The sequence below is a fragment of the Pseudomonas sp. MWU13-2517 genome (assembly GCF_023242545.1).
GTDB lineage: Bacteria > Pseudomonadota > Gammaproteobacteria > Pseudomonadales > Pseudomonadaceae > Aquipseudomonas.
On sequence record NZ_JALMFA010000016.1, the window covers coordinates 112803 to 136019 of the forward strand.

Consider the following 23217-nt stretch of genomic DNA (forward strand, 5'->3'; position numbering starts at 1 on the left):
GACTTACAGCGAGATGTCCAACCGTGAAATCTTGCCCTGCTCGTTCAGGCGAAAGGTGTAGCGCAGCTCCAGCGGGCTGCCGGGAAAATTGCCGTGGACCACATTGCTGACCAGCACCTTGCCGGTGCGGTGTTGCACGTTCAGCACCTCGACCCGGGGCTGGTAACGCCGTCCGGTGTCCTCCATCCATCGTGCAATGGCGGCAGTGCCGACCTGATGCTCGCCCTCATCGAATACGTTGGCATCCTCGGCAAAGCACTGGGCAACAACCGACGCATCGTAAGTATTGGCCGCCTCGATATAGGCCGCGATGGCCGGGGCCAACTCAGGAAGGGACATGGCGCAGCTCCTTTTTGGTGATTTATGGCGCCATGCTAAGCCAGGTTTGTGTCAGCTTTTGTCAGGAGTAAAGGGAGCGGATTCCTGCTGCTCCATCAGCCTGCGCCAGCCACGCAGCAGGTCACTGCGCCGCCCCGGATAGCGCTCGCCCTGGCTCGCCGCGGCAGCCACACGGTCGGTACGAAACGTACGATAGGCCTCGCGCAACTCACACCACGCCACAATGACCCGCACCTCATTGAGAAAACCCAGCGCCAACGGCCAGATCAGACGCTGGCTCCGGGCCTGGCTGGCATCGGCGTAGTCGATATGCAACTTGGCCTGGTTGCGAATGGCTTCGCGAAACACATTGAGCGGGACGCGGTTTTCCGGATAGCCGAAGCCAGGCGGGCCAGGTAATAGCGTCGGGTTGCGCAGCGCTTCCTGGGCGGCGGGGTCGAGTACATCAGCGATTTTCGCCAGCGCGTTGGCGGCGGCGCGGCTCAGTACCTCATCGCCGCGTTGATCCACATAACGCAGGCCCAGCACAATGGCTTCGGTTTCTTCGGCATTGAGCATCAATGGCGGCAGAAACAGCCCGGCGCGCAGTACATACCCTACCCCGGCCTCGCCAAAAATCGGCGCGCCCAAAGCCGTCAATTCGGCGATATCGCGGTACAGCGTGCGCTCCGAAACTTCCAATTGCGCTGCCAGCACCGCAGCGGTCACCGGGCGTTTCCTGCCCCGCAGGGCCTGGAGCAAAGTCAGTAGACGAGTGGTACGCGACATAGCGGCCCCTGAAAAGCGAAAAAGTGAAGCAGCTTAGCAGGGAACCCTGTCAGAAAATGTCAGCAGTCGAGGGCCCCTTCTTTTCCATCGACCTCTGTTCGCGCCCTCACCCACCCGTGATCCGAGGCAAAAAAAGACCTGTGCAGGTAATGCCAGTCAGTTAAGAAGGAGAAAGGCTAAAAAGTACCTGTGGCGAGGGAGCTTGCTCCCGTCGGACTGCGCAGCAGTCCCATGCTTTGTAAACAAAGAACGGGGCCGCTTCGCGACCCAGCGGGAGCAAGCTCCCTCGCCACACATACAGCGTTCCCCCTTAACTGACTGGGCATTAGTCACTGATCCGGTTTTTTTGCGCCGTATTTGTGTGCGCATAAAAAACGCCCGATGAACGCGTGGCGCTCATCGGGCGTTTGTTCGATCACCCAGGGCGATCAAGATTTCACATCAGAAGTCCCAACGGGTGCTGACCATCACGTTGCGCGGCTCACCGTAGGCGGCCCAGTTATAAAAGCCCACGTTGGTGGAGTAGGACTTGTCGAAGATGTTGTTGAAATTGACCGTCGCCGACAGGAAACCGGATCACTGATCCTAATGCCAGTCAGTCAAGAAGGAGAAAGGCTAAAAAGTACCTGTGGCGAGGGAGCTTGCTCCCGTTGGACTGCGCAGCAGTCCCATGCTTTGTAAACAAAGACCGGGGCCGCTTCGCGACCCAGCGGGAGCAAGCTCCCTCGCCACACATACAGCGTTCCCCCTTAACTGACTGGGCATTAGTCACTGATCCGGTTTTTTTGCGCCGTGTTTGTGTGTGCATAAAAAACGCCCGATGAACGCGTGGCGCTCATCGGGCGTTTGTTCGATCACCCAGGGCGATCAAGACTTCACATCAGAAGTCCCAACGGGTGCTGACCATCACGTTGCGCGGCTCACCGTAGGCGGCCCAGTTATAAAAGCCCACGTTGGTGTAGTAGGACTTGTCGAAGATGTTGTTGAAGTTGACCGTCACCGACAGGAAACCGGATCACTGATCCTAATGCCAGTCAGTCAAGAAGGAGAAAGGCTGAAAAGTAACCTGTGGCGAGGGAGCTTGCTCCCGCTGGACTGCGCAGCAGTCCCATGCTTTGTAAACAAAGAACGGGGCCGCTTCACGACCCAACGGGAGCAAGCTCCCTCGCCACACATACAGCGTTCACCCTTAACCGACTGGCATTAGCCTGTGCAGGCCGTTTTTCCGCTGATTTACGCGAGGCTTTTGCTGACGACCTCAAACACATCACTGGACAACTCACCGGACCCGCGAATGCGCTCCAGCTGCGCCTTCATCAGCGCCTGGCGTGCGTCGTCATATTTGCGCCAGCGTGTCAGTGGCGCCAGTTGGCGCGAAGCGATCTGCGGGTTGAGACTGTTCAGCTGGATCACCAAGTCCGCCAGGAATTGATAACCCGAACCGTCGGCGGCGTGGAAGTTGACCAGGTTCTGCCCGGCAAACGCGCCAACCAGTGCCCGCACCTTATTCGGGTTCTTGATGTTGAACGCAGGGTGCTCCATCAACGCCTTGACCCGTGCCAGACCGCCCGGCAGGGTGCTGCCGGCCTGTACGCTGAACCATTGGTCCATGACCAGCGGGTTGTCTTTGAAGTTTTCCGCAAAAACCGCCAATGCCTGGGTCTTCTCCGCTTCGAACGGCGAATTCACCAACACCGCCAGCGCGGTCAGGCGTTCGGTCATGTTGTCGCAGGCGTCGAACTGTTCCAGGGTGGCCGCCAGCACTTCGGGCTTGCCGCTGAGCATCAGGTACGACAGCGCGATGTTCTGCAAGGCGCGACGGGCAAAGTGCTCGGCGGCCGCCACATACGGTGTCTGCCGGGACAGTGCACGGTTGGCCTGATAGCGCAGCCAGAGCGCTTCGAACAGGTGCTCGGCGAGCTGCTTGCGGGCAAACTCACGGGCAGCGTGGATGGCATCGACATCCGCCACTTCGCTGATCTCCGTCAGGTAGGCTTCACTCGGCAGCGAGAGCATCTCGGCGACCATCGCCTGATCCAGGCTCTCGTCACTCAGCACGGTGCGCAACGCGTCGATCAGGCGTTGATCGAGTTTCAGCGGCTGACCTGCCTGATGCTGGCCGATGAGTTCCTGCAAGACCTGCACCGCCAGTTGCTGGCCGGCGTCCCAACGGTTGAAGCCGTCGCTGTCGTGCTGCATCAGGAACATCAGTTGATCGCGGTTATACGGGAAGCTCAGCTTCACCGGCGCCGAGAACCCGCGCAGCAGCGAAGGCAACGGCTGTTCGGCGATATCGACGAAGGTAAAGGTCTGCTCGGCTTCAGTCACTGAAATGACGCGGGAGGTGCCCACGGCAGTCGCCTCACCAGCCAGGCGCAAGGCAATACCCGCACCTTGCCCGTCCAACAGCCCCAATTCCACGGGAATCACAAACGGCAGTTTCTGCACCTTGTCCGGCGTCTCCGGGCAGCTTTGGCGGAACGTCAGGCTGTAGGTCTTGGCAACGGCGTCGTAGGACTCGCTGACGGCGAGGCGCGGCGTACCGGCCTGGCTGTACCAGCGTTTGAACTGGCTCAGGTCGGCGCCATTGGCGTCCTCCATGGCCTTGACGAAGTCATCGCAAGTCACCGCCTGGCCGTCGTGACGTTCGAAATACAGGTCACTGCCTTTGCGGAAGCCTTCAGCGCCGAGCAAGGTGTGGATCATGCCGACCACTTCCGAACCCTTTTCATACACGGTCAGGGTGTAGAAGTTGGAGATTTCGATAAAGCTTTCCGGGCGCACGGCGTGAGCCATGGGGCCTGCATCTTCGGCGAACTGGTGAGTACGCAGGTACGCCACATCCTGGATGCGCTTGACCGTGGCCGAGTTCATGTCGGCGGAGAACCCGGAATCGCGGAATACCGTGAAGCCCTCCTTGAGCGACAGCTGGAACCAGTCGCGGCAGGTCACGCGGTTGCCCGACCAGTTGTGGAAGTACTCGTGGGCGACGATGGCCTCCACCCGCTGGTGCGCGGCGTCGGTGGCGGTTTCGGCGCGGGCCAGCACGGCGCTGGAGTTGAAAATGTTCAGCCCCTTGTTTTCCATGGCGCCCATGTTGAAGTCGTTCACGGCCACGATCATGAAGATGTCGAGGTCGTACTCGCGGCCATAGGTTTCTTCATCCCAGCGCATGGATTTTTTCAGGCTGGTCATGGCGTGCTGGCACTTGTCGATGTTTTCCGGCTCGACGTAGATGCGCAGCGCCACTTCACGCTGGGTCATGGTGGTGAAGCTGTCCTCCACGCACCACAAATCACCGGCGACCAGGGCAAACAGATAGGCCGGTTTCTTGAACGGGTCTTCCCAGGTCGCCCAGTGGCGGCCGTCTTCACCGGGGCCGCTGGCAATCGGGTTGCCGTTGCTCAACAGCACCGGGTAGCTGTGCTGCTCGGCGATCACCGTAGTGGTGAAGGTACTCATCACATCCGGGCGGTCGAGGTAATAGGTGATCTTGCGAAAACCCTCGGCCTCGCACTGGGTGCAGAACATGCCGCCGGATTTATACAAGCCTTCCAGGGCGGTGTTGCTTTCCGGGTGGATCCTGACCGTGGTATCCAGCGTGAAGGTAACGCTCTTCGGGTGCACGGTCAGGTGACTGTCGGTCAACTGGTAGTCAGCGTCCGTCAACGCCTGGTCAGCCAGGCTCACACTCAACAGCTCGAGTTGCTGGCCATCCAGCACCAATGGCGGCAAGCCGGCGCCGCGCTCAGGGTTGCGGCGCATCACCAGTTGCGCGTGGACCAGGCTGTGGTCCTCGAACAATTCGAAGGTCAGGTGCGTCTCGTCGATCAGGTAGTCCGGCGCCTGATAGTCCTTCAGGTAAATCATCTTCGGTTGTTCGGTGCGCATGGGTGGCATCCTTCTACTGATGCACGGCGAGCTGGTAGGCCGTGTACTTGCGAATATTGATAACGCCGGTGTCGAAGATTAGGTATTGGCCCTTGATCCCCAACAGCGTGCCTTCGGCAATCGGGTTCTTGTCCAGGTTGAAACTGACGATCTTGGCGGGATACTGCTCCACCGGATAGCGGATCTCGATCGGCTCGACGTCGGCAATGGTTTGGATGGCCTGCAGGCCAAAGCGTTCCTGCAACCCCAGCAAGCCTTCGGCGCAGGAGGCGAACAGTTCATCGCGTACCTGCTTGAGGTCCACCGACTGGGCGTCGCCCTTGAGCAGCGCACGCCAGTTGGTCTTGTCGGCCACCTGGCTGCGGAACAGGTCTTCGACGAAACCCGATTGCTGGCGGGTGGCAACGCGCATGATCGGCAATGCCTGGCTGGCGCCCTGGTCCAGCCAACGGGTTGGCAGTTGAGTGGCGCGGGTGATACCGACCTTGATTCCCGACGAATTGGCCAGGTAGACCACATGGTCGGTCATGCAGAATTTTTCGCCCCAGCCCGGATCACGGCAGGTGCCGGCGTCGTAATGACAACGCTCGGGGCTCATGATGCACAGGTCGCACTGGGCCAGTTTGGTCATGCACGGGTAGCAGTAACCCTGGCTGAAACTGGTTTTGGTCTTGCGGCCGCAATGGCTGCAATGGATGGCGCCCAGGTACTCCAGGCGCACGTGAGTACCGATCAACGGATTGACCGGCACCTCGGTGTCACCCAGGCGAAACGCATACTGGACGGTCGGCTCACCGAGTTGCGCCGACATTTTGCTGACTGCACCGCGACCAATTTCAATCAATGGATCGCATCCGACTTGAACAGGATGTTCGGCACCGGTGCCGACTTGGACGCGCATTCCTGCGGCCCCATATAGCCGGTACGCTGGTCTTCCGGCAGATTCTGGATTTCCCAGGCGATCACCGCTTGCAGGGACAGCTCGCGCTGTTCGGCGGTGAGCTTGCGGCCATCGGACCATTTGCCGATTTCCACGGCGAGCTTGAGGCTCTCGTAGATATCCGGGGTGATGTTTTCGATCATTTCAGCAAAAGAGGACATAAGGCTCTTCCTTATCAAATGGACGCTTTGCGGCGGCTGTACAGCCCGCCCAGCAAACCCGTCAAGCAACCGATGGCCAAGCCGCCCACGTGGGCCGCGTTGGCGATTTCGCCGAAGCCGATCATCGAGACCAGCCCCGACATGCAGAGCACCAGCCATATCAGCATCATTGCCAGCACCCCACGGGGCAAACGATAGGCCGGGTTGGGCGACAACAATTGAAAAATCCAACAGTGCCCGAGCAAGCCATACAACACACCGGACAGCCCGCCAAACAAGCCTGGGCCACCATAGGCATATTGCGCGTAATTGGAGACCAGGCTGAACAACAGGGTCAGGCCCAGCAGGTTGATGCTGCCCTGGCGTACTTCAATACGGCGCCCCAGCTCCCAGTACCACATGCCATTCATGGCCAGGTGCAGGATGCCGAAGTGGATCAGCATCGGCGTGACCAGCCGCCACCACTGCCCCGAGGCCAGGCTGTCGGCCAGCGGAGTGAACTGGATGTACTCACCCAGGACCCGGAACGGCAGGAAGGTCAGCCAGGCCACGGCTTGCAGGTTTTCACCGAGCAGGGTCACCGCGCCCACAATCATGCTCGCCAGCAGCACCAGTGCGGTCACCGGGCTCATGCGCAGTTGTTGGACAAAGCCGGGTCGCCTGAGAGGCGCCTGTTCGGGAATGTCCAGTTGCTGGTCCGGGTCACCGGCGGGAAAGCGCTGATACAACACGCGCACATCGTCGCTGATGCTCTCGGGCACCCACAACACCTGCTCACCGCCCTCCTCGCTGACGCGATGGGGCACCTGCATGCGTTGCAGCAGCTTGACGAAACCGCCCAGGTCGACGCTCAAGGGCAAGCGCAATACAGCTACGGTACTCATGCAATAACCTCAGGCCGCTCAACGTCGACCCATACGAATTTACGCGGGTCCAGTCGGGTTTCCTGATCCAGTCGATACGCCACCAGCTTGCCGTACAGCACCGCGCTGTAGTCCAGGCAGGCCAGGTTGTCGCGGATAGGCGCCGGTTTGCCGCTGCGCCAGTAATGGCCGACGAACAACAACGGCTCGTCGACGCCATAGCGCAGCAGGGAGTTTTTTTCAGTGGACGACAAGGGCGTGCGCGCTACCGGTTCCGGCAATGCGTCGGGCTGAAACACGATGTCGCCGTAGGTTTTCGGATCGTCTTCCCAGAATTTTGTGCGGAAGAACGAACGTGTCAGGCCATCGCCACCGGTGAGCGTAAGCCCATCCGGCAGGCGCATATCGGTGCCGCGCAGCAGGCGGTCGAACGCATTGCAGGCAAAACTGCCGGGCACGGCGGCGGCCTGCAGGAAGTGCTGGTCGATACAGCCGTCCGGAAAGGTCGCACGCAGCGGCTGGATAAAACCGTCATCCCAGCACGCATGCACCACACGGAAGCGCCCGGCATCGACAAACAGCGGCATGTCATAGAACCAGCCGAGGAAATCGTGCCAGTCGGCCGGGTGGTGCTCGAACTGGGTCAGGGTCTCATGGATCAAGCGCGCATGACGCGGGTTGTGCTCGCGCACGAACTGCTTGCCACTGCCTGGCGGCGCCGGTGTGGTCCAACCCAGTGCGTTGAACTCGTGGTTGCCCATGACGCAAAGCGCCTGGCCGGCCTCGGCCATGTCGTGGACGATATGCAACGCCTCGCGGATGCGCGGGCCGCGGTCGATGATATCGCCGAGGAACACCGCCATGCGGGTTGGATGGCGCCAGGTGCCGCCCTGCTTGTGGTAGCCCAGCCGGTCGAGCAGGTGCTCAAGGGTATGGGCGCAACCGTGCACGTCACCAATCAGGTCGTAGCTACGCGCGGGATCGAGCATCAGTCGCCTCCACCCCCCAAGCGGCTGCCCCAGCCCAGCTTGGTGCGGCACACTTCGTAGTAGTTGTGATCCAGCGGGTGGATCAGGCGCAACTTCTGTGCCTTCTTGCTCACCGTGATGGTGTCACCGGGCGCGCAGGTGAAATGGTTCTGCCCGTCGCAGGAGACTTGCGGGTAGATCTGCATGTCTTTGGATACCACGATTTTCAGCTCACTGTTGCCATCGACCACAATCGGTCGGCTGGACAACATATGGGGGTACATCGGCACGATCACAATGGCATCGAGCTTGGGGTGCATGATCGGGCCACCGGCCGACAGCGCATACGCCGTAGAACCGGTGGGCGTGGCGACGATCAGGCCGTCGGCCTTTTGACTGCACACGAACTGGCCATCGATATACAGCTCGAACTCGATCATGCGCGTGGATTTGCCGGGGTGCAGCACCACGTCATTCAGCGCATCGCCCTGGCCGATGGCTTCACCGTGGCGGCGCACTTCGGCTTGCAGCAGGAAGCGGTTTTCCACCAGGTAATGGCCATCGAGCACCTTGGCCACTTCGACTTCCAGCTCATCCGGACGAATGTCGGTGAGAAACCCCAGGCTGCCTCGGTTGATCCCCAGTACCGGCACGTTATGCCGTGCCAAGGCCCGGGCCGCGCCGAGCAGGCTGCCGTCGCCGCCGACCACGATCACCATGTCGCACACTTCGCCAAGCATCTTGCGCGACGACGTCTGCAGGCCGTGACCCGGCAGGATTTCGGCGATGGTGTCTTCGAGGATCACATGCAGGTGGCGTTCCAGCAGGAATTTTTTCAGCCGGCGGACGGTGTCCAGTACCTGGGTGCTGCCCAGACGACCGATAATGCCGATATTGCGAAATTGCTCCATGGGGCTCCTGCGGGATGTGGGGTGTGGCCAAAAAGAACGATTATGGGCGAAAGGCCGCGTCAGGCAAAACCCTTTGTCGCTGCCGGACCATGATGACAACGGTTCTCAGCCACCTGCCCGGTGCGTAAAAGGCTATGCTCGGACCATGACCGTCTTCCCTGACTTGCAGCATTTACCCCGCCAATTGCGCCACCCCGAGGTGCGCGACCTGGCGTGGGTGATACTTGCCCCGCCGATGCTTGCGCAAACGCCCTGGCCGCAGCGCCATCCGCTGGCCGGCAGCGCCTGGGTGCAGGCGCCCGATCGGCTTGAACACTGGTTGCGCGCCCTCGATCAAGACAGCAGCGCCCTGCAGCACTGGCTGAGCCTGTCACGCACCCGACGCCTGGGCCTCTACTACGAACGCCTGTGGCAATTTGCCGTGCAGCATGCGCCGGGCGTGGAGCTGGTGGCGGCCAACCTGCCGATCCGCCGCGCCGGGCACACCCTGGGCGAGCTGGATATGCTGGTGCGCGACCGCGACGGCGTGCACCACCTGGAGCTGGCAATCAAACTTTACCTTGGCCCCCAGCACGGCGATGGCCAGGACGCCGCGCAATGGTTGGGCCCTGGATGCCACGACCGGCTGGATCGCAAACTGGCGCATCTGGCTCAACATCAATTGCCGATATCGGCCAGGCCGGAAAGCCGTGAAGCCCTGGCGGCGCTGGATATCCAACCCTTGGATGCGCATTTGTGGCTGGGCGGTTATCTGTTGTACCCGTGGCCCGGCCAGGCCGAACCTCCGCGCGGCGCCCATCCGCAACATCTGCGCGGGCACTGGTTGCATCAGCGCGACTGGTACGATTTTTCCAGCACCCGCCCGCCCGGGCGCTGGCAACCCCTGCCACGCCACGCATGGCTGGCGCCGGCGCATTACCCTGCGAGCGAGGTGTGGAGCGAGGAACAGATGCACCGCTGGCTGGCCGACCTGGACCCGATGGCGCCGGCACAGCTGTTGGTGCGGCTGGTGCAGGCCGGTGAAGCCTGGGAGGAAGCCGAGCGATTGTTCCTGGTGGCGGACCTTTGGCCCAACGTTCCAGGCAATGCCTGACGAACGCAGCGCCCCCTGCAACCAGCCATCCTTCCTACAGAAAAACTGGAACTCTTCCGATCCATGCAGCCACGCAAGGACGACATCCTCCTGTGACTGCATAACGAGAGTTCAATTGTGACTATTGTCGCCAAGCCACCCTACCTGCCGCCCACATTCCCAACCCCGGAAGCCGGTCCAGAGGCCCAACCTGTCGATCACGGTATACGCATCAAGCGCCATATCGACGGCGCCCCACCCAAGCAACAGCTGTTGGGCGTTGAGGTGAAGCCTGACCCCACTTCCGACAGCTACGTCGAAGTCAATGTCGACCTCGCCCCGGGTAAAAACGTCGCGAACACCGACAAGACCCCAGCGCCAATCAACCTGGGGCCGAATATCAATATTGATCCAAGCGCAGAAGCCATCTCGGGCGCCTTCAAAACTGTCGAGCAGCAAGCTTCGGATTTTCTAAAAAAGAAATTTGCCGAAATGAAGGCCAAGGAGACTGGCGACAAGGCGAAATGGGACATCGACCCAGACACGACCTACCTGGTCACTTACGACTACAACAGCAAGGGTTCACCCCCTCACCCGGCGAAGATCGTCCAGCGCATCTCGCTGACCCAGGCGCTGATTCAAAATGCGCAAAAAACGCCCACGGGCAAAGGTTATGAAGTGCCGTTCTTCACCGGCGGCCCGGACGTGCACGTCCAAAACCATCTGCCGACGCACAAACCGGGGGTATTTGATTTCCCCAGTCGCCTGAACCCCAACAGCAAAACTGCGGATGTCACCCATAGCTACCAAGGCATTTATAGAGAGCCCCCCAACTCGTCCACCCAGCATTACAACGCCTCGAACCAGAGCGCTGTCACCCCGGCACAATTCAAAAGCCTGGTCTGGAAGGCCGACTTCCAAAAACCCTACACGCAGTTTCTGGACGAGTTCTGGAGCACCCACCAGGAGAAATACCCAGTGCTGGCCAAGGCTTCGCTGGTCAAGGCGGCCATGGCCCAACACCAAGAAGGCAGCCTCAGCGCGCGAGGCCGCGAGTTGGTCATGCGTGCCGCCGGGTTATCCGGTAATCAGCAATCCTGGCCCGACATCAACTATGAAGACTTGCAGAAGAACCCGCCCAAGGACCCGGACATTGAAGTCGGCTTGTTGAAAATCGGCGAGTATCAATCCACCGACCTTATGTACATCACGGACAATAAGGCTCGGTTCGACGCCGATGGCAAAAAGCTGCCACCGATGACGCTTCTCTATATACCGGGCAACTCCTCGCCACTGCACACATTCAACAGCCCGGCCGCGATGAAAACCTGGCTGGCGGCGCAAATGGCCGACCCGGCCAAGCGCACAGCCCTGTCGTCACACTTTGCACTTAAAGACCAACCCATGGGCTGGGCCAGGGCTGGGGTAGATGAAACATTGGCCGGGCTCGGCGCCTGGCCGAAGGCACGTGAAACACCAGGCGGGCTGCTTTCATACAACCATCGGGCATTCAGTGGTAAATGGGACCCGCAGACCTACATCAAGACCGAACCCAGCACGTTGCCATTTGCCGAAGTGACCCGCAGGCAAAAGGAGCGCTCCTACGCCGACGCGGCCGTCAAGATCACCAGTGACGCCGACGTGACTAAACAAGGCGTGCTCGACACGTTGGAGCAGATCGGCAAGATGGCCTTGTTCATGACGCCTTTGGCGATGGTCGTACCTGAAGTGGCCTTGGGGCTGGACGCGTTTTACGTGGTCAGCGGTATCACCACGGCAGGCATCGGAGTGGATGACCAGGTACAGGGCAAACCCAAAGGCACCGACCGCGTGGTATTTGGCGTCTTCAACGCCGTCGTCACGGTGGCCCCCCATATCGGGCGTGCCGGCCGTGGCGAACCCAAGGTGATCAACCCCACTGAAAAACCCGGGGTACAGGTCGAGACGGACGACGCGAACCTGCCCCTGAAGAATGAAGCGCCCGCCGCCACCGCCAATCGCCTGCGCCCATCACAATGGAGCGATATCAGCGCCTACGTCGTCCCCGATGGCGAAAAGCTGCTAACCAACGGCACACCTGACGCCAAGGGCATTTATCAGGTCAAGGGCAGCCAGGGCGAAGACCGCTGGTTGATCAAGCTTGCCGATGATAAGAATGCCGAGCACGTGTTTGAAATCAAAGGCAAATTCAGCAACGGTTATGCCCAAGTGATCGACCCGCAGACCAGAAGACCGGTGATGACCGTCCACGCCACCGCCGACGGTACCTGGACGCCGCTCAACGGCCCGGGCGGCATAAAGTGGCCGTGGCAAGCCGAAAAGCCGTTCGATCCCGCCGCTTACGACTACCCGGCGACGGGCGAGCCGTCATCATCGAGCGCCAGCAAGAAAATAGATAAACAGTTGAAAAAAGACGCGGACGACTTCCATAAAAATGCCAAGAGCAAGGCGCGGCCGGTCCATTCGCCGCTCCCCAAAAAAGCATCTTTGGCGGAGACCATTAATAGCCTGTTCAAAAAAACCACCGGCCTGGTGTTTGGCGAAGATCACTCACAGTCGGCCACGCTGCGACTGCTGATTGATAATGCCGGCGAGTTCAAGCGCAACAATGTCCGCATCTTGTATTCGGAAGGGTTCGACCACTCGTTGCAGCCTGACTTGGACAAGTTCTACGAAACCGGCGAGATCTCACCCAAGTTGCGGGAAAACCTGAAGATAATCGACCGTGCCCATGCCGCGCATAAACCCTACACCAACGAACAACTGCTGGTGACCATGCGCTTGAATAGCATTCGAGTCAAAGCGATTGAAGTGCCCTCCAGCGAGTCCAAAACGACGCGGATCAAAAACATGAATTACTACGCGGCCAACGTCATCGAGCGCGACCAGGCTGCCCACCCCGGGGAGAAATGGATTGCCCGGGTCGGCAGCGACCACGTCGTCACGTATGACAGCCACCCGCCCATTCGAGGCGTCCCTGAACTGACGGGCTCAACGGGGATAACCGTCGATGAAGCGGTGGCCAATAAAGGCACTTCGATCATCCAGTCTCGCGATAAGACGGAAGTCTATATAGACATGTAAAGCGTAAGTGCCGTCCGTAGGAGCGAGCTTGCTCGCGAAGAATCTCAACGATGACGCGTGTGGCCTGAATCAACGCGGCGCCGGTGAGTTTTTCGCGAGCAAGCTCGCTCCTACAAAAAGCCTCGCCAGGCCCGGCTTTTTTGCCTTGCAAGAAGCCGGTGCCGCGTCTCTACAGCTCATCGATATGCCGATAGGCGATCCCCAATCCGGTCGCCAGGGCCTGCGCCCGCCCCAGCCGGATCGGCCCACGCTCGATATCCACCAGTAACCCTGGGCATTCCAGCCAGGGCAAACCGGCCATATCCTTCAGGCGGCCATCGGTAATGACCAGCAAACGCTGCTGCTCGGCGGGGTAACGCTTGCGTCGCAGCGCCAGCCAGTGCCCGGCTTCGGTCAGCGCGGCCAGCAACGGCGTGCCGCCCCCGGCCCCCAACGGGTGCAACCAATCGGCCAAGCCCTTCGCCGCTTTCAAGCCCTGCACCTGCCATGTGGGCGACTGCCCGCTGGCCGTCAGCAACGCCAGGCGCGCGCGCTGGTGGTAAGCGTCATCAAACACCTGGGCCAACAAGCCCTTGGCATCGCTCAAGGCGTGATGGCGCCGCGTAGAGGCCGAGGCATCGACGATCACCAGCCACAATTCATGGGCCGCGCGACTGCGAAGATGAAACAACAAGTCTTCGCGGGTGTGCGGCCGACCACCCAGCAAGGTGCCCGGCCAATTGATCGTGCCCTGCTGCGCACGCCGCGCCTTGCCTTGCCTGCCCCTGTCCAGTCGCCCCGCCTTGGGCCGGGCATCCGCCGCCGTGTCAGGTCGGAGGCGAATGCCTAGGGCTTTTTTGGCCAGGTCGGCACATCCCGCCGGGCGCCCGTCGGCAAGGCCGGCGCAGGCATATCGCCCCACTGGCCCTGGCCCGGCGAAGTGTCTGCAGATGCGGGTGACTGCCCTTCACTCTGCGGGCTGGCCGGTGGGGATGGCGCCTGACGGCGATGGCGCAAGGCAAACTCCGCAACGGCGTCGATGTCTTGCTCGGCAATCGCCGCCGCGCCACGCCACGCCGCATGCGCCCGGGCACCGCGCAGCCAGACCAGGTCCGCACGCAGGCCATCGACACCGGCGGCAAAGCAGCGCTCGGTGATCCGGGCCAACGCCTGATCATCCAGCTCGATACTGCCCAGCCGTGCCCGCGCCTGGGTGCAACGTTCACGCAAGGCGCCCTGCTGGTCTGCCCACTGCGCACAGAACGCTGCCGGGTCGGTGTCGAAATCCAGGCGACGGCGGATGATCTGCCCACGTTCGGCGGGCACGGTCTGCCCGCTCAACGCCACGTTGAAGCCAAATCGGTCGAGCAGTTGCGGACGCAACTCGCCCTCCTCCGGGTTCATGGTGCCGATGAGCACAAAGCGCGCCGAGTGCCGATGGGAAATGCCGTCGCGCTCGATCAAATTGGTACCGCTGGCAGCCACATCCAGCAGCACGTCCACCAGATGATCCGGCAGCAAGTTGACTTCATCGACGTACAACACCCCGCCATCGGCCTTGGCCAGCACACCCGGGGAGAACTGCGCACGGCCCTCGCCCAGCGCGGCGTCCAAATCCAGGGTGCCGACCAACCGCTCTTCGGTGGCGCCCAGCGGCAAGGTGACGAACTGACCGCTGGCCAGCAGGTCCGCCAAGCCACGGGCCAGGGTGGACTTGGCCATGCCCCGGGGGCCTTCGATCAGCACGCCGCCGATCTTCGGGTCGATGGCGGCCAGGCACAGCGCCAGTTTCAAGTCATCGGCGCCGACCACGGCGGCCAGTGGGAAATGCGGCGTATCAGTCATCAGCTGTCTTCTTCTATATCCAGCAACAGGTTTTGCAACGCCTCGCGATACGCGCCGGGTGCCTGCCACATGCCGCGCTGCTGGGCTTCAAGCATGCGCTCGGTCATGTCGCGCAGCGCAGCCGGGTTGTGCTCTTGCACAAAGGCGCGGGTATCGGGGTCAAGCAAATAGGCGTCGGCGAGCAAGGCATATTGATGGTCGTCGATCAGCGCCGTCGTGGCGTCGAAGGCGAACAGATTGTCCACCGTCGCAGCCATTTCGAAGGCACCTTTATAACCGTGGCGTTTCACCCCGTCGATCCACTTCGGGTTGGCGGCGCGGGAGCGGATCACCCGGTTCAACTCTTCCTTCAAGGTACGGATCTTCGGCAGGTCCGGCTGGCTGTGGTCGCCATGGTAGCTGGCGGCCTTGTCGCCACTCAGGGTTTCCACGGCGGCGAGCATACCGCCCTGGAATTGGTAGTAGTCGTTGGAATCGAGCAAGTCATGCTCGCGATTGTCCTGGTTCTGCAACACCGCCTGCACCTGGCTCAAGCGTCGAGCGAACTGCTCGCGGGCCGCGCTGCCTTCATCCGAGCCGCCATAGGCGTAAGCCCCCCAGTTAAGGTAGACCTCGGCCAGATCCTCACGGCTTTGCCATAGGCGACCATCAATGGCGCCCTGCACACCGGCACCATAAGCCCCGGGCTTGGCGCCGAAAATGCGCCAACCGGCCTGCCTGGCGGCAGACTCTGCGTCCAGCCCCGACCGGAGCAACGCCTCCCGCTCGCTGCGCACCTTGGCCGCCAGCGGGTTCATATCATCCGGCTCATCCAAGGCGGCCACCGCCTGCACCGCCGCGTCGAACAGGCGGATCAGGTTGGCGAAGGCATCACGGAAGAACCCGGACACCCGCAACGTCACGTCTACCCGTGGGCGATCCAACAGGCTGATCGGCAGGATCTCAAAGTCATCCACCCGTTGACTGCCGGTGGCCCACACCGGGCGTACGCCCATCAGTGCCATGGCCTGGGCGATATCGTCGCCGCCGGTGCGCATGGTCGCCGTACCCCATACCGACAGGCCGAGCTGACGCAGATGGTCGCCGTGGTCCTGCAGGTGTCGCTCCAGAATCAAGTTGGCCGACTGGAAGCCAATGCGCCAGGCGGTGGTTGTCGGCAAGTTGCGCACATCCACCGCGAAGAAATTGCGCCCGGTGGGCAGCACATCCAGGCGTCCACGACTCGGCGCGCCGCTGGGACCGGCCGGTACGAAGCGGCCGCTCAAGGCATCCAGCAAGCCACGCATCTCGGCCGGGCCGCAGCTATCCAGGCGCGGCGCCACCACTATGCGCAGGCTCTCGATAACGGACTTCACGGCTTCCCAGCCGGGCTCTTCCAGCTGCTCCAGCGGACCTTCTAGCGCCTGCTCGATCAACCGCGCCGCATACAATTCCAGACGCTCGCGCGTATCGCCGGCGGTACGCCATAGCTGAGCGTCAATCTTCTGCAACACCTCGGGCCGGCGGCCGGTCCAGGGTTCGGCCAAGGCACAATCAAGAGGGTCAAAGCCCAACTCGAAAGCCTTGGCCAGTACCCGTAGCAGGCTCGATTGCGGGCCACGGCCGTCGCCGCGCGGGATGCGCAACAACGCCAGCAAGGTATCGATGCGCAAGCGGCCCTCGGGAGACTCGCCAAAGATATGCAGGCCGTCACGGATCTGCGACTCCTTCAAGTCGCACAGATAAGTGTCCAGGCGCGGCAGCCAGACCGCCGCGTCCACATCGCTGCCCAACTCCAGTTCCTGGTCGATACGGGTTTCGCGCACCAACTTGAGAATGTCTTTTTGCAGTTCAAGTGCGCGGCGCGGGTCAAGCAACTGCGCCTCGTAGTACTCATCCGCCAACAATTCAAGGTCACGCAACGGGCCATAGGTTTCGGCGCGGGTCAGCGGCGGCATCAAGTGATCGATGATCACCGCCTGGGTGCGCCGCTTGGCTTGGGCGCCTTCGCCCGGGTCATTGACGATAAACGGGTAGATATTCGGCAGCGGCCCCAGCAATGCATCGGGCCAGCAGTTTTCCGACAGGCCCACGCCCTTGCCCGGCAGCCATTCGAGGTTGCCATGCTTGCCCACATGGATCACGCCGTGGGCGCCATAGGTGTGGCGCAGCCAGAAGTAAAACGCGAGATAGCCGTGGGGCGGCACCAGGTCGGGGTCGTGATACACCGCGCTGGGGTCTACCTGGTAACCCCGCGCGGGCTGGATACCGACGAAGGTCAGGCCCAGGCGCAGGCCGGCGATCATCATGCGGCCGTCGCGGCACATCGGGTCGTTAGTGGGCGCCCCCCAACGTTCCAGCACGGCCTGGCGGTTGGCTTCGGGCAAGCGGTTGAACATCACCGCGTAGTCGTCCAGGCCCAGGCTTTGGTGGCAAGGGCGCAGGTCGAGGCTGTCCAGGTCATTCGTGACGCCGCCCAGCAGTTCGTGGATCAGCGCGGTGCCACTGCCCGGCAAGGCCTGCGGCAGTGGGTAGCCTTGCGCTTGCAGCGCACGCAGGATATTCAGCGCCGCCGCCGGCGTATCCAGGCCCACGCCGTTGCCGATACGCCCGTCGCGGGTCGGGTAGTTGGCGAGCACCAGCGCAATCCGTTTCTGCGCATTCGGCACCCGCGCCAGTTCAACCCAGCGCCGTGCCAGTTCGGCGACAAAGTCCATACGCTCCGGGGCTGCGCGGTAGCACACCACGTCCGACTGGCTGCGCTCGCTGCGCCACGCCAAATCCTTGAAGCTGACAGGCCGGCTGATGATGCGCCCGTCCAGCTCCGGCAAGGCAATGTGCATCGCCAGGTCACGTGGGCCGAGCCCCTGCTCGCTGGCCTCCCAGCCGGGTTGGTTGTCCTGGGCGCAGATCGCCTGGATCACCGGGATATTGCGGCGAAACGGGCGCAGGTGTGGCGCTTCGGGGCTGGACTGGGCAAAGCCGGTGGTGTTCAGGATGACCGCGGCATTGACCTCATCCAGCCAGTCCTCGACCACCGCCAGGCAGCCGGGCTCTTTCAGACTGGCCACCGCCATCGGCAACGGATTAAGCCCCGCCGCCTGCAAGCGCTGGCAGAACACGTCGATAAAGCCGGTATTGGCCGCTTGCAGATGGGAACGGTAGAACAGCACCGCCGCCACCGGGAACTCAGGGTTCCACTCGCGCTGCCAGTCGTTGAGACGGGCATTGGCTTTATGGGGATGATAAATCGCCGTGCGCGGCAGGGTTTGCGGTTCGGCCCAGGCGTAATCGCGGCCCAGGTAAGCACTGGCCAGGCAGCGATAGAAATCCAGGGCATTGCCCAGTCCGCCCTGGCGCAGGAAGTGCCAGAGGCGGTCGCGGTCGCCCGCTTCGACGGTGCTCAGGCTACTGAGCTCCGGGTCGGGGCGATCATCCCCCGGCACCAGGATCAACTGCACGCCGCGCTCTGCCAACTCCACCAGCCGCTCGATGCCATAGCGCCAATAAGCGATACCACCGTGCAGCGAAATCAGGATGACCTTGGCGTGGCGCAGCACCTCATCGACGTACAGGTCGACCGAAGCGTGATTCTGCACCTGCATCGGATTGGCCAGGCGCAGGCTGGGGTAATCCTCGGGCAACTGCTGCGCCGCTTCGGCCAGCAGCGCCAGGCTGGAGTCGCCGCTGCAGAGGATCACCAGTTCAGCGGGGGTTTGCCCAAGGTCGGCGATATTGTCGTCCGAGACGAAACCACCGGGCTGGGTCCTGAGCAGGTGCATGGGTCAGACGCTGAGCGCGGCGCGCAGTTGCGCTTCAAGGCCTGCCGCATCCAGTTCCTGACCGATCAGCACCAGACGCGTGGTGCGTGCCTCATCCAGGCCCCAGGCACGGTCGAAGTGTTTGTCAAAGCGCGTGCCCACGCCCTGGATCAACAGGCGCATCGGTTTGTTCGCAATCGCGGCGAAACCCTTGACGCGCAGGATGCCGTGTTGCACCACCAACTGCGTCAGGGCATCAAGCAGCAGGGCTTCGTCGGTTTGCGGCAGGTCGATGGAGATGGAGTCAAAGGCATCGTGATCGTGATCATCTTCGCCGTCGTGGTGGTGATCGTGATGGCTGTGACGAGCGTCGATATGTTCTTCGGAGCCGGCGCCCAGGCCAATCAGCACGTCCAGGGGCAGACGACCGCTGCTGGCTTCGATGATTTTCACCGCCGGCGGCAGTTCCTCGGCCACTTCCAGGCGCACACGGGCCAGGTCTTCGGGGTTGATCAGGTCGGTCTTGTTGAGGATCACCAGGTCCGCACTGGCCAATTGATCGGCGAACAGCTCGTGCAGCGGCGATTCGTGGTCCAGGTTCGGGTCGAGTTTGCGCTGCGCGTCCACTTGGTCCGGGAAGGCGGCGAAGGTGCCTGCGGCCACGGCTGGGCTGTCGACCACGGTGATCACGGCGTCAACGGTGCAGGCGCTGCGGATTTCCGGCCACTGGAAGGCTTGCACCAAAGGTTTTGGCAGGGCCAGGCCGGAGGTTTCGATCAGGATATGGTCAAGGTCGCCGCGACGGGCCACCAACTCGCGCATCACCGGGAAGAACTCTTCCTGCACGGTGCAGCACAGGCAGCCGTTGGCCAGTTCGTACACGCGGCCGCTGGCCTCTTCCTCGGTGCAACCGATGGAGCACTGCTTGAGGATTTCGCCGTCGATACCCAGTTCACCGAACTCGTTGACGATCACGGCGATACGGCGGCCCTGGGCGTTGTCGAGCATGTGGCGCAGCAAGGTGGTTTTGCCCGAGCCGAGAAAGCCGGTAACGATGGTGACGGGGAGTTTGGCCAGTGTTTTCATCGGATGCCCTTTGGGGCGGGCAGACGGGACGACAGGCCCTGCGGCGGTGCGCAGCAGCGGATTTCGTCACCGGATCACCCCGCCCGGTTGAATTGGAAAATCGGTTACGAGGCAGGTCTCCTGGCTTGGGGCTTGCGGGTCTTGCGACCGGCGCTGGCTGCGCCTTCCCGCGTTTTCGGCAGTGGCGTGGCAGTCAGTCGAACCCTTTACAGTTGCGGGGGCAGCCGCGGCTTGAACCGCGTTCCCTTCTTAGCTTCGGCCTAGGCCGAAGAACCTCGAGGGTGCAAGGCTACGCAGTGCTTGGGGGATGGTCAATGATGGGTTGGGTTAGTGTACATATCCGTTTCTTTGGTAACGGCTGCTATTGGTTCCGCTTTTACAGCGGCTCACTTTTGAAGAGCGCAAAAGTAAGCAAAACGCTCTTGCCCCAACACTCGGTGCCTCGCCTAGGCTCGGCATGCCCTCACTCCGGCTTGAATCCGTGGGCCGCCGCCACGCGCCATCCATGGCGCGAGGCGGCTAACCCGGCGTCCTGCCGGGTTACCCACGGATTCAAGCCTGCGTTCGGCCAGCGTGTTTAACGGGGCGCCTAAGATCAAACGCAAACGCGGCGGCCTGACAGCCGACCGAGTTTTTATGTCGACCTCGATCAGGCTGTAGGAACTGGCTTGCCTGCGATGACATCGGCTGGGTGTGCCTGATGTACCGAGGCTTCTGCATCGCCGGCAAGCCAGCTTCTACGCGTATCTGCTTTTGATCCAACCACTCAGGCCGGCTGTCAGGCCGCCGTGCTTTGGTTTTTGATCTTGATTTTGATCTAGGCGCCCCGTTAAACACGCTGGCCGGAATTCGATATTGATTTGGGGGGTAAACCGGCAGGGATGCCGGTTTAGCCGCCCCGCGCCATGGATGGCGCGTGGCGGCGGCCCCCCAAATCAATATCGGATTACGGGCACACCGAGCGTGAGCGAGGTGCCGAGTGTTGGGGCAAGAGCGTTTTGCTTACTTTTGCGCTTTTCAAAAGTGAGCCGCCGTAAGGGCGGAACCAATACCCGCCATCACCCAAACAACGGATATGCCCACCCCCCAATTGACTCCCCCAATTGACTCCCCCAACCCCCTCATGCTCTCCTACACACCTTGTTTCGGGTGCCCTGCAAAGGGTGAAACGGGAAACCGGTGCGTCATAGCGATATGACCAGTCCGGTGCTGCCCCCGCAACGGTAAGCGAGCGAAGTGTCACAGCCACTGTGCGAATGCATGGGAAGGCGACGCTTTCAGGACTCTCTCGAGAGCGCCCCTCGCAAGCCCGGAGACCGGCCCGAAAAAATCAGATAACAAACCCGCGGTGGGCGGGCGCTGTTCGGAACCCTGCGTGCCTGGCTCGCGGGGTTTGCATGCGCTCGTTTCACCCTGACACCCCAAAGGGACGCGCCATGTCGATCATCAGCAGTACTTCGTCCGCCGCCAGCGGCACTTCTACCTTGAGCCAACGCCTGACCGCCGCCATCGGTGCGTCGATTCTTGGCGCGTGCCTGGTTTATTTCGCCGGTTTCTCGCATATCGAAGCGGTGCATAACGCTGCGCACGATACCCGCCACAGCGCCGCTTTCCCGTGCCACTGAGACCTGCCGACATGATCAAGCGTATTGCGCAAACCGCAGGGTTCACCGGGTTGCTGGCCGCCTTGCTGCTGACCTTGCTGCAAAGCTTCTGGGTCGCACCCCTGATTTTGCAGGCAGAGACTTTTGAAAAGGCCCCAGCGACTGCCGAAGTCCCCCATGCACATGCTGACGGCGCCGCCGCCCACACTCACGATGCCGAGGCCTGGGAGCCTGAAGACGGTTGGCAGCGCGTGCTGTCTACCACCGGTGGCAACCTGGTGGTCGCCGTTGGTTTCGCGCTGATGCTGGCCGGTCTCTACACCCTGCGGGCGCCCACCCGCACGGCGCAGGGCCTGCTGTGGGGCCTGGCCGGTTACGCAACGTTCGTATTGGCCCCTACTCTGGGCTTGCCACCGGAGTTGCCGGGCACTGCCGCGGCGGATTTGGCCCAGCGCCAGATCTGGTGGATCGGCACCGCCGCCTCCACGGCGGCCGGTATCGCGCTGCTGGTGTTTGGGCGCAACTGGCTGCTCAAAGTGCTGGGCGTGGCGATCCTGGCCGTACCTCATGTGATCGGCGCGCCGCAACCCGAAGTGCATTCGATGCTGGCCCCGGAGGCCTTGGAAGCGCAGTTCAAAATCGCGTCGCAACTGACTAACGTGCTGTTCTGGCTGGCCCTGGGCCTGATCAGCGCCTGGTTGTTCCGGCGTCATCGCGACAGTCAATACTCGGCATGACCTTGGTGGTCGGCCTGGGTTGCCGGCGGGGCTGTGAGGTCGATGCCCTGCTGGCGCTGTTTGACGCCGCCCTCGCCGAGGGCGGTATCGAGCGCCAACAGGTCACGGCGCTGGCCAGTATCGATCACAAACAGCATGAGCCGGGCTTACTGGCGCTGGCCGAGCGGCTGGGTCTGCCCTTACGGTGCTTCAGTGCACAGCATCTGGCTATGTATGAAGACCGCCTGAGCCACAAATCCGAGCTAGCCTTTGCCCATACCGGCTGTTACGGCATCGCCGAAGGCGCCGCCCTGGCCCTGGCCGAGGAACTTGCCAAGGCCCCTTCCCGACTGTTGATCAGCCGCAGAAAATCCCCCCATGCCACCTTCGCATTGGCGTGCGCCGGCTGAAATCCCGATAATTGCCGTCTTTGATAATGAGCAATTTTCATGCTCGCCCGTTTTTCAACAGGAACTCCCCATGACCGTCTACTTCATCGGCGCAGGCCCCGGCGACCCGGAATTGATCACCGTCAAAGGCCAACGGCTGATCCGCAGTTGCCCGGTGATTATCTACGCGGGCTCGCTGGTGCCGGCCGCGGTGCTGGAAGGTCATCAGGCGCAGACGCTGGTCAACAGTGCCGAGTTGCACCTGGAACAGATCATTGACCTGATCAAGACCGCGCACGCCAAGGGCCAGGATGTGGCGCGGGTGCACTCGGGGGATCCAAGCCTGTATGGGGCGATTGGTGAGCAGATCCGGCACTTGCGGGAGTTGGGCATTCCCTTCCAGATCATTCCCGGGGTGACTGCCGTAGCAGCTTGTGCCGCGTTGCTGGAAACCGAACTGACCCTGCCGGATATCGCCCAGAGTGTGATCCTGACCCGCTACGCCGATAAAACCAGCATGCCGGCCGGTGAAGACTTCGACAGCCTGGCCCGTCACGGCACGACCATGGCGATTCACCTGGGGGTCAATCATCTGGAGAAGATCGTCGCTCAATTGCTGCCGCACTATGGCGCCGACTGCCCGATTGCCGTGGTGCACCGGGCCACGTGGCCGGATCAGGACTGGGCGGTGGGGACTTTGGCGGACATTGCCGAAAAGGTCGCAATCAAGGGCTTCCGACGCACGGCACTGATCGTGGTAGGCCGTGTCTTGGCCAACGACAGTTTCAGCGAGTCATCGCTGTACCGCGCAGGCCATGCCCACCTCTATCGCCCCTAAACACATACCGACAAAACGGTGGG

General features: G+C 61.9%; 18 protein-coding genes and 2 riboswitches. Of the genes, 6 read left to right on the top strand and 12 right to left on the bottom strand.

All coding sequences use genetic code 11. From position 1 onward, the window contains the following. Window positions 1-3 precede the first annotated feature (3 nt). The 8 genes from M5B97_RS22515 to M5B97_RS22560 form a co-directional block, all read right to left on the bottom strand. Window positions 4-339, bottom strand: a complete 336-nt coding sequence (locus M5B97_RS22515) for a nuclear transport factor 2 family protein (RefSeq protein WP_123718783.1) — start codon at window positions 337-339, stop codon at window positions 4-6. 51 nt (window positions 340-390) lie between these two features. After that, entirely contained in the window at window positions 391-1107 is a 717-nt protein-coding gene (locus M5B97_RS22520) for a YafY family protein (protein WP_123718782.1), read from the bottom strand. A 1233-nt stretch (window positions 1108-2340) separates the two neighbouring features. Next, the gene (gene pepN / locus M5B97_RS22535; protein WP_248732693.1) at window positions 2341-4998 is read right to left on the bottom strand and encodes an aminopeptidase N; all 2658 of its coding nucleotides are present in this window, start codon (window positions 4996-4998) and stop codon (window positions 2341-2343) included. 13 nt (window positions 4999-5011) lie between these two features. Then, the gene (locus tag M5B97_RS22540) at window positions 5012-5842 is read right to left on the bottom strand and encodes a DUF2797 domain-containing protein (protein ID WP_123718780.1); all 831 of its coding nucleotides are present in this window, start codon (window positions 5840-5842) and stop codon (window positions 5012-5014) included. Then, complete coding sequence (locus M5B97_RS22545) at window positions 5839-6099, bottom strand: DUF1315 family protein (protein ID WP_016972751.1); 261 nt, start codon at window positions 6097-6099, stop codon at window positions 5839-5841. The genes M5B97_RS22540 and M5B97_RS22545 overlap by 4 nt, the downstream gene beginning before the upstream one ends. A 14-nt stretch (window positions 6100-6113) precedes the next feature. Further along, window positions 6114-6983, bottom strand: a complete 870-nt coding sequence (locus M5B97_RS22550) for a rhomboid family intramembrane serine protease (protein WP_134660829.1) — start codon at window positions 6981-6983, stop codon at window positions 6114-6116. Next, window positions 6980-7951 (bottom strand): metallophosphoesterase, encoded by a 972-nt coding sequence (locus M5B97_RS22555; RefSeq protein WP_134660830.1) that lies wholly within the window; start codon window positions 7949-7951, stop codon window positions 6980-6982. The genes M5B97_RS22550 and M5B97_RS22555 overlap by 4 nt, the downstream gene beginning before the upstream one ends. Further along, window positions 7951-8841, bottom strand: a complete 891-nt coding sequence (locus M5B97_RS22560; protein ID WP_003217892.1) for an NAD(+) kinase — start codon at window positions 8839-8841, stop codon at window positions 7951-7953. The genes M5B97_RS22555 and M5B97_RS22560 overlap by 1 nt, the downstream gene beginning before the upstream one ends. A gap of 145 nt (window positions 8842-8986) precedes the next feature. Between M5B97_RS22560 and M5B97_RS22565 the strand changes: the two genes are divergently transcribed. Both M5B97_RS22565 and M5B97_RS22570 read left to right on the top strand, forming a co-directional pair. Further along, on the top strand, window positions 8987-9934 hold the full coding sequence (locus M5B97_RS22565; protein ID WP_248732694.1) for a DUF1853 family protein: 948 nt from the start codon (window positions 8987-8989) through the stop codon (window positions 9932-9934). A 117-nt stretch (window positions 9935-10051) separates the two neighbouring features. Continuing rightward, a complete protein-coding gene (locus tag M5B97_RS22570) occupies window positions 10052-12997 on the top strand; it encodes a membrane-targeted effector domain-containing toxin (RefSeq protein ID WP_248732695.1) in 2946 nt (981 codons plus the stop codon). Between the two features lie 169 nt (window positions 12998-13166). Here the strand turns inward: M5B97_RS22570 and M5B97_RS22575 are convergent, their stop codons facing one another. The 4 genes from M5B97_RS22575 to cobW are packed head-to-tail and all read right to left on the bottom strand — an operon-like array spanning window position 13167 to window position 19647. Next, window positions 13167-13769, bottom strand: coding sequence for a VWA domain-containing protein (locus M5B97_RS22575; RefSeq protein ID WP_248732731.1), 603 nt, complete (start codon window positions 13767-13769; stop codon window positions 13167-13169). 53 nt (window positions 13770-13822) lie between these two features. Continuing rightward, window positions 13823-14821: an AAA family ATPase gene (locus M5B97_RS22580; RefSeq protein WP_248732696.1), complete on the bottom strand. Its 999-nt coding sequence runs from the start codon at window positions 14819-14821 to the stop codon at window positions 13823-13825. After that, on the bottom strand, window positions 14821-18582 hold the full coding sequence (gene cobN / locus M5B97_RS22585; protein WP_248732697.1) for a cobaltochelatase subunit CobN: 3762 nt from the start codon (window positions 18580-18582) through the stop codon (window positions 14821-14823). Before cobN ends, M5B97_RS22580 begins: the two co-directional genes overlap by 1 nt. 3 nt (window positions 18583-18585) lie before the next feature. Next, on the bottom strand, window positions 18586-19647 hold the full coding sequence (gene cobW, locus M5B97_RS22590; RefSeq protein ID WP_134660834.1) for a cobalamin biosynthesis protein CobW: 1062 nt from the start codon (window positions 19645-19647) through the stop codon (window positions 18586-18588). 92 nt (window positions 19648-19739) lie between these two features. Next, window positions 19740-19940: riboswitch (cobalamin riboswitch) on the bottom strand. 837 nt (window positions 19941-20777) lie between these two features. Beyond that, a riboswitch (cobalamin riboswitch) is annotated at window positions 20778-20987 on the top strand. A gap of 96 nt (window positions 20988-21083) precedes the next feature. On the opposite strand from cobW, the gene M5B97_RS22595 reads away from it, so the two are divergent. The 4 genes from M5B97_RS22595 (at window position 21084) to cobM (ending at window position 23194) form a co-directional block, all read left to right on the top strand. Beyond that, on the top strand, window positions 21084-21272 hold the full coding sequence (locus tag M5B97_RS22595) for a CbtB-domain containing protein (protein ID WP_123718186.1): 189 nt from the start codon (window positions 21084-21086) through the stop codon (window positions 21270-21272). A gap of 11 nt (window positions 21273-21283) precedes the next feature. Then, on the top strand, window positions 21284-21988 hold the full coding sequence (locus tag M5B97_RS22600; RefSeq protein ID WP_248732698.1) for a CbtA family protein: 705 nt from the start codon (window positions 21284-21286) through the stop codon (window positions 21986-21988). Further along, the gene (locus M5B97_RS22605; RefSeq protein ID WP_248732699.1) at window positions 21985-22377 is read left to right on the top strand and encodes a cobalamin biosynthesis protein; all 393 of its coding nucleotides are present in this window, start codon (window positions 21985-21987) and stop codon (window positions 22375-22377) included. The genes M5B97_RS22600 and M5B97_RS22605 overlap by 4 nt, the downstream gene beginning before the upstream one ends. 70 nt (window positions 22378-22447) lie before the next feature. After that, window positions 22448-23194, top strand: coding sequence for a precorrin-4 C(11)-methyltransferase (gene cobM, locus M5B97_RS22610; RefSeq protein WP_123718183.1), 747 nt, complete (start codon window positions 22448-22450; stop codon window positions 23192-23194). The last annotated feature ends 23 nt before the right edge of the window (window positions 23195-23217 follow it).